Source organism: Actibacterium sp. (assembly GCF_041584535.1).
GTDB lineage: Bacteria > Pseudomonadota > Alphaproteobacteria > Rhodobacterales > Rhodobacteraceae > Actibacterium_D.
Map to the genome: position 1 here is coordinate 1 of NZ_JBFHDW010000142.1, position 6,754 is coordinate 6,754.

The 6,754-nt window shown below is 60.6% G+C and carries 8 protein-coding genes; 5 read left to right on the plus strand and 3 right to left on the minus strand.

The window, feature by feature from the left end:
• Positions 1-1,557, plus strand: a 1,557-nt coding sequence (gene mutS / locus ABYW26_RS08440) for a DNA mismatch repair protein MutS (RefSeq protein ID WP_372604331.1), incomplete at its 5' end; no start/stop codon positions are given.
• Here the strand turns inward: mutS and ABYW26_RS08445 are convergent.
• Together ABYW26_RS08445 and hrcA are read right to left on the minus strand one after the other, a co-directional pair.
• Positions 1,554-2,120 carry a nucleotide exchange factor GrpE gene (locus ABYW26_RS08445; protein WP_372604332.1) on the minus strand — a complete coding sequence of 189 codons (567 nt, stop codon included), beginning with the start codon at positions 2,118-2,120 and terminating at the stop codon, positions 1,554-1,556. The genes mutS and ABYW26_RS08445 overlap by 4 nt on opposite strands.
• A gap of 3 nt (positions 2,121-2,123) precedes the next feature.
• Positions 2,124-3,194 (minus strand): heat-inducible transcriptional repressor HrcA, encoded by a 1,071-nt coding sequence (hrcA, locus tag ABYW26_RS08450; protein WP_372604333.1) that lies wholly within the window; start codon positions 3,192-3,194, stop codon positions 2,124-2,126.
• 116 nt (positions 3,195-3,310) lie between these two features.
• Here hrcA and rph point away from each other — a divergent pair, with 116 nt between their 5' ends.
• The 4 genes from rph to ABYW26_RS08470 are packed head-to-tail and all read left to right on the plus strand — an operon-like array spanning position 3,311 to position 6,147.
• Positions 3,311-4,027 (plus strand): ribonuclease PH, encoded by a 717-nt coding sequence (gene rph / locus ABYW26_RS08455; RefSeq protein WP_372604334.1) that lies wholly within the window; start codon positions 3,311-3,313, stop codon positions 4,025-4,027.
• Between the two features lies 1 nt (position 4,028).
• Positions 4,029-4,637: an RdgB/HAM1 family non-canonical purine NTP pyrophosphatase gene (gene rdgB / locus ABYW26_RS08460; RefSeq protein ID WP_372604335.1), complete on the plus strand. Its 609-nt coding sequence runs from the start codon at positions 4,029-4,031 to the stop codon at positions 4,635-4,637.
• Positions 4,638-4,686: 49 nt separating this feature from the next.
• Entirely contained in the window at positions 4,687-5,790 is a 1,104-nt protein-coding gene (hemW, locus tag ABYW26_RS08465) for a radical SAM family heme chaperone HemW (RefSeq protein WP_372604339.1), read from the plus strand.
• Between the two features lie 3 nt (positions 5,791-5,793).
• On the plus strand, positions 5,794-6,147 hold the full coding sequence (locus tag ABYW26_RS08470; RefSeq protein ID WP_372604336.1) for a YbaN family protein: 354 nt from the start codon (positions 5,794-5,796) through the stop codon (positions 6,145-6,147).
• On the opposite strand, the gene ABYW26_RS08475 is transcribed toward ABYW26_RS08470, so the two are convergent.
• The coding region (locus ABYW26_RS08475) for a ParB/RepB/Spo0J family partition protein (protein ID WP_372604337.1) at positions 6,122-6,754 on the minus strand (633 nt) is incomplete at its 5' end. The two genes, ABYW26_RS08470 and ABYW26_RS08475, sit on opposite strands and share 26 nt — an antisense overlap.

Sequence of the window (6,754 nt, forward strand, 5' to 3'; positions counted from 1 at the left end):
CGGATCTCTAGCCCTTCGCGCGATCTGGACATCATTCATGCGCGGCTGGAATCTGTGCGTTTCATGGTGGAACAGTCTCGTTTATCGCAAAATCTGCGCAGCCATCTGCGCAAGGCCCCCGACATGGATCGCGCCCTGTCGCGACTGGGTCTGGACCGGGGCGGCCCGCGCGATCTGGCGGCCATTCGCAACGGCTTGGCGCAAGCGGGCGATATTGCCGCCGATCTGCCCGCCGAATTGCCCGCGCTGATTGTCCAATCCGGTGCCGCGCTGATCGGCCATGATGATTTGCTGAACCTGCTGGATCAGGCGCTGGTTGCTGAACCGCCGCTTTTGGCCCGCGATGGCGGCTTTATCGCGCCCGGCTATGATGCCGATCTGGACGAAGCGCGGCAGTTGCGGGACGAGGGTCGCAGCGTGATTGCACGGATGCAGGCGCAATATTGCGATACGTCGGGCATTCCGTCGCTGAAGATCAAGCACAACAACGTGCTGGGCTATTTCATCGAAACCACGGCTACTCATGCGGAAAAAATGCTGTCGGCGCCGCTTTCCGAGACCTTTATCCACCGTCAGACCACAGCCAACGCCGTGCGTTTCACCACGGTCGATTTGTCCGAGATGGAAACCAAGATTCTGAACGCGGGCAACCGGGCGCTGGAGATCGAAAAGCGCCAGTTCGAAGCCTTGCGTCAGGCCATTCTGGACCGCGCCGCCGAAATTGGTCAGGCCGCTGCCGCGCTGGCGGAAATCGACCTTGCCGCAGGGCTGGCCGATCTGGCAATCGGTGAAAACTGGGCCGAGCCGCATGTCGATGACAGCCGCGCCTTTGACATTCGCGGCGGTCGTCACCCGGTGGTCGAGCGCGCCTTGCGCAAACAAGGCGGCGAGCCGTTCATCGCCAATGATTGCGATCTCAGCGCCGGGGATGGCGCGGCGGTTTGGTTGCTGACCGGGCCGAACATGGCCGGTAAATCGACCTTTCTGCGCCAAAACGCGATCATCGCCCTTCTGGCGCAAGCAGGCAGCTTTGTTCCCGCCGATAGCGCCCATATTGGTCTTGTTTCTCAATTGTTTAGCCGGGTTGGCGCCTCGGATGATCTGGCGCGGGGGCGTTCGACCTTTATGGTCGAAATGGTCGAAACCGCCGCGATTTTAAATCAGGCGGACGACCGCGCGCTGGTGATTCTTGATGAAATCGGCCGCGGCACCGCCACCTATGACGGCCTGTCGATCGCCTGGGCCACGCTTGAGCATCTGCACGACGTGAACCGCTGTCGGGCGCTGTTCGCCACGCATTATCACGAGATGACCGCGCTGTCGGCCAAACTAAGCGGTGTTGAAAATGCCACCGTCGCGGTCAAGGAATGGGATGGCGACGTGATTTTCCTGCACGAGGTCCACAAGGGCGCGGCGGATCGGTCTTACGGGGTGCAGGTCGCCAAACTGGCCGGCCTGCCCGAAGCCGTGATCGCCCGCGCCCGCGTCGTGCTGGAGGCCTTGGAAAAGGGCGAACGCGAAGGCGGCGTTGGTCAAAAGGCGCTGAGCGGCGATTAGCCTTTCGGGGTCGAAGACACGCCGACCTGCGCCGGACGCAACAGCCGTTCGTGCAGCATGAAGCCTTCGGTCATCACCTGAATGATGTCGCCGGCCTTGGTGCCGGGAACCGGGGCCTCGAACATCGCCTCGTGCATTTGCGGATCGAACGCTTCGCCAATCTGGGGATTGATCAGCCGGATGCCGTGTTTCTGGAACACATGCAGCAGTTCGCGCAGGGTCAGTTCAACCCCCTCGATCACCGCCTTGTTCGCCTCGCGCTGTTCGTCCGACACGACGCTTAGCGCGCGGTGCAGGTTGTCGAATACCGGCAACATATCGCGGGCCAGTTTCGAGCCGCCATATTGTTCCGCCTCGCGGCGGTCACGTTCGCCACGTTTGCGCGAGTTTTCCGCATCGGCCAGCGCCCGCATAAAGCGGTCTTTCAATTCATCGCGTTCGGCCCGCAGCTCGGCAAGCTCGTCACTGTTATCTTCCGGCAGCCCGATACCTTCGAACACATCGCGTTCCTCACCCAGATCGTCTGATTGGATCGGGGCCGTTTTCTTTTCTGCTTCCGCCATCTTTTACCTCTTGTCCCGGCCGGAGATCAGCCTTCCGACCAGCTGCGCGGTATAGTCCACGATCGGAACAATGCGGCCATAGTTCAGCCGGGTCGGTCCGATCACGCCTACTGCGCCAATGATCTTACGGTCAGCGTTCATATAGGGAGACACCACCAAAGAGGAACCCGAAAGTGAAAAAAGCTTGTTCTCAGAGCCAATAAAAATGCGCACGCCTTCGCCATCTTCGGCAAGTTCCAGAAATTCGGCGATATCGCGCTTGCGTTCAAGGTCGTCAAACAGGGTCCGGATGCGGTTCAGTTCCTCGACCTCGGTCGCGTCATCCAACAGATTCGACCGACCACGCACGATCAGGCGCTCATAGGGCTGACCTTCGTCTTCCCACACCGCCAGACCGCTTTCGACCATCTCGCGCGCCAAAACGTCCAGTTCCTGCCGGCGGGCGCGGATTTCGCGTTCGATCACGCTGCGCAATTCGGACAGGGTGCGGCCTTCGGCCAGCGCATTCAGGAAATTCGCCGCTTCGCGCATCGAACTGGGCGTTTGCCCCGCCGGAGGCGTAAACACCCGGTTTTCAACATGGCCATCGGCGAAAACCAACACCACAAGCGCGCGGTCATGGCCAAGGCTGACAAATTCGATATGGCGGATCGGCGCCTCGTGTTTTGGGGTCAGCACCAGACTGGCGCCATGCGTCACCCCCGACAGGGCCGAACCAACGCGATCCAGCAAGCTGCCGACATCGGGGTTATTGCCGCCCAACGTCGCATCCAGCTTTTCACGGTCGGAACTGTCCAGTTCGCGCACTTCAAGCAGACCATCGACGAACATCCGCAGACCCAACTGGGTCGGAACCCGCCCGGCAGACACATGCGGGCTGTCCAGCAGGCCCAGATATTCCAGATCCTGCATCACGTTGCGAATGGTGGCGGCGCTGACTTTTTCGTTCATCTCGCGGGTCAGGGTGCGCGATCCGACCGGCCCCCCCGAATCCAGATAGCCTTCGACCACCCGCCGAAACACCTCGCGCGAGCGGTCATTCATCTGGTTCAGTATGTCGCTGCGTTCGGCCATCTATTCCGGTTCCTGACTGTTTCGCCATTAAAGAGGATGCCCCGGCGGCGTCAATCGGGCTTGCACCAGCCCGCGAGGCGTGGGAACACACCGCCAACCAAGCGAAAGGATAACATATGCGCCCCTCAGGTCGTGAATTAAGCGAAATGCGCCCGATTTCAATCGAAACCGGCGTTACCAAACATGCCGAGGGCTCGTGTCTGATCCGGGTCGGCGATACGCATGTTTTGTGCACGGCTTCGCTTGAACCGCGCGTCCCGCCGTTTCTCAAGGGCTCGGGCCTGGGCTGGGTCACGGCGGAATACGGGATGCTGCCGCGCTCGACCGGGTCGCGGATGCGGCGCGAGGCGGCGATGGGCAAACAAGGCGGGCGCACCGTGGAAATCCAACGCCTGATCGGCCGCAGCCTGCGCGCGGGTGTTGATCGCGTCGCACTGGGCGAGCGTCAGATCACGGTCGATTGCGACGTTATTCAAGCTGATGGCGGCACCCGGTGCGCGTCGATCACCGGCGGCTGGGTTGCATTGCGTCTGGCGGTGAACAAACTGCTGAAAGCGGGCGATATCATCTCGGACCCGCTGACCGATCACGTCGCGGCAGTGTCCTGTGGCATCTATGCCGGTCAGCCGGTTCTGGATCTGGACTATCCCGAAGATTCCGAGGCCGGCGTTGATGGCAATTTCGTCATGACCGGCCGCGGTCAGATGATCGAAGTGCAGATGTCCGCCGAAGGCGCCACCTATTCGCGCGCCCAAATGGACGAATTGTTGACCCTCGCCGATAAAGGCGTGGCCGAACTGGTTGCCGCCCAAAACGCGGCTATTGGGGGTTAAGATGCGGAAATTTGACGGAGATACCCTGTTGGTCGCGACCCACAACAAGGGCAAGCTTGAGGAGATCGCAGATTTGCTGTCGCCCTACGGCATCTCCGTCACCTCTGCCGGTGAGCTTGGGCTGGACGAGCCCGAGGAAACCGAAACCACCTTTGTCGGCAATGCCCGGATCAAGGCCCACACCGCCGCAAAGGCAACCGGCCTGCCCGCGCTGGCCGATGACAGCGGCATCGAGGTTCAGGCATTGGACAACGCGCCCGGTGTCTATACCGCCGATTGGGCCGAAACGCCGAATGGCCGCGATTTCACCATGGCCATGACCCGCGTCTGGGCCGAGCTTGAGGCGAAAAACGCCCCCTTCCCGCGCAAAGCCCGGTTTTGCTGCACCTTTGTGCTGGCTTGGCCCGACGGACATGACGAAGTGTTTGTCGGCCACGCCCCCGGTCAGATCGTCTGGCCGATGCGCGGCGATCAGGGCCACGGTTATGATCCGATCTTTTTGCCCGATGGCTATGACGTGACGTTCGGCGAAATGGATCGGTTCGAGAAAAACCGCATCAGCCATCGCGGCAAGGCGTTTGAAAAACTGGTTACGGCCTTTGACCGCTGAAGACTGGCAAAACGGCGGCTTTGGCCTGTATCTGCACTGGCCGTTTTGCATGGCCAAATGCCCCTATTGCGATTTCAACAGCCATGTCGCCGCCTCGATCGATCAGAATCGCTGGATGCGCGCCTATTTGTCGGAAATCGACAGGATTGGCGCCGAAACTCAAGGCCGCGTCCTGAACACCGTCTTTTTCGGTGGCGGCACGCCCAGCCTGATGCAGCCCGAACTGGTTGCCGCGATCATGGACCGCGTTCGCGCCACCTGGCCCACCGCCAACGATATGGAAGTCACGCTTGAGGCCAACCCGACCTCGGTCGAGGCCGGTCGTTTTCGCGGCTACCGCGACGCCGGGGTGAACCGGGTTTCGATGGGTGTTCAGGCGCTGAATGACGACGATTTGCGACGTCTGGGGCGGCTTCATTCGGTGGCCGAGGCCCGCGCCGCCTTTGATATCGCCCGCACAACCTTTGATCGCGTCAGTTTCGACATGATCTATGCGCGGCAAGACCAAACCTATGACGCATGGAAGGCCGAATTGACCGAGGCCCTGTCGATGGCCGTCGACCATCTGTCGCTGTATCAGCTTACCATCGAAGAAGGCACCGCCTTTGGCGATCGCTATGCCCGCGGAAAACTGCGTGGCCTGCCCGACGAAGACAGCGCCGGTGACCTGTATTTCCTGACCCAAGATCTGTGCGAAAAGGCCGGGATGCCGGCCTATGAAGTCTCGAACCATGCGCAAAGCGGCTCGGAATCACGCCACAACACGATTTACTGGCGTTATGGCGACTATGCCGGAATCGGCCCCGGCGCGCATGGGCGACTGACGCTGAATGGCCAAAGATACGCCACCGACACCGACCTTGCGCCGACCAGATGGCTGACACAGGTCGAAAGCACCGGCAATGGCGATCGCAGCCGCACAGCGCTGGAAGGTGTCGATCAGGCGGGCGAGTATCTGATGATGGGCCTGCGCCTGAGCGACGGCATCAGCATGTCACGCTATGCCGCGCTGGCCGGTCAGCCCCTTAATGATAATAAAATCAATATGTTACAAGATTTAGAGATGATTCAAGTCTTGGGCGACACCCTGAAAACCACCCCCAACGGCCGGGCGGTTTTGAATGCGGTCCTGCGCGACCTGCTGCCGGATTAAACCATGCGTATCGTCTGGCTTATCCTTGGATTGATGTCGGTCGGCCTGGCCGCGCTGGGCGCGTTCCTGCCACTTTTACCCACTGTGCCGTTCCTGTTGCTGGCGGCGTTCTTTTTCGCCCGATCGTCCGAGCGTTTGCACAATTGGCTGCTGACCCACCCGCAATTCGGCGACCCAATCATTGATTGGCACGAACGCGGCGCGATTCAGCGGCGGGTAAAATGGATCGCAAGCGGCTCTATGCTTGCCGCTTTTGCGATTTCCTTGGCATTTGGGGTGCGCCCGACGATCCTGATTATTCAGGCACTGGTGCTGGGATCGGTCGCGCTGTTTATATGGTCCCGGCCCGAGGGCTAGCGCTGAGCATCCGGCAAAGATCATCCAGTTGATCCAGATTATCATAGCTGATGGTGATCTTGCCCGCTTCATTGCCCGGAATGTGGTCGATCACGACCTTCATGTCCAAATTTGCCGACAAATCCAACTCAAGCGCCCGCGTATCAGCGTCTTTTTCGCCGCGATACGCTGGTTTTGCCTTGGGCGCCGACGGTTTCGGCCCTTTGGCCAGCTTTTCGGTCTCGCGCACCGACAGGCCGCCATTGATGACCTGCCGCGCCAGCGCTGCCGGATCGTCAGTGGTGATCAGCGCCCGCGCGTGCCCGGCCGACAGGCGGCCTTCGCGCAGATATTCCTGAACTTCTTCCGGCAATTGCAGCAGGCGCATTAGATTGGCGATGTGGCTGCGGCTTTTGCTCAGCGCCTCAGCCAAACGCTCTTGCGTATGACCGAAACGGTCCATCAGTTGGCGATAACCCTGCGCCTCTTCGATCGGATTCAGATCGGCGCGCTGGATATTCTCGATGATCGCGACTTCCAGAACCTCGGTATCGTCGAGATCGCGGACGATCACCGGCACTTCGTGCTGTTGCGCCAATTGCGACGCGCGCCAGCGACGCTCGCCAGC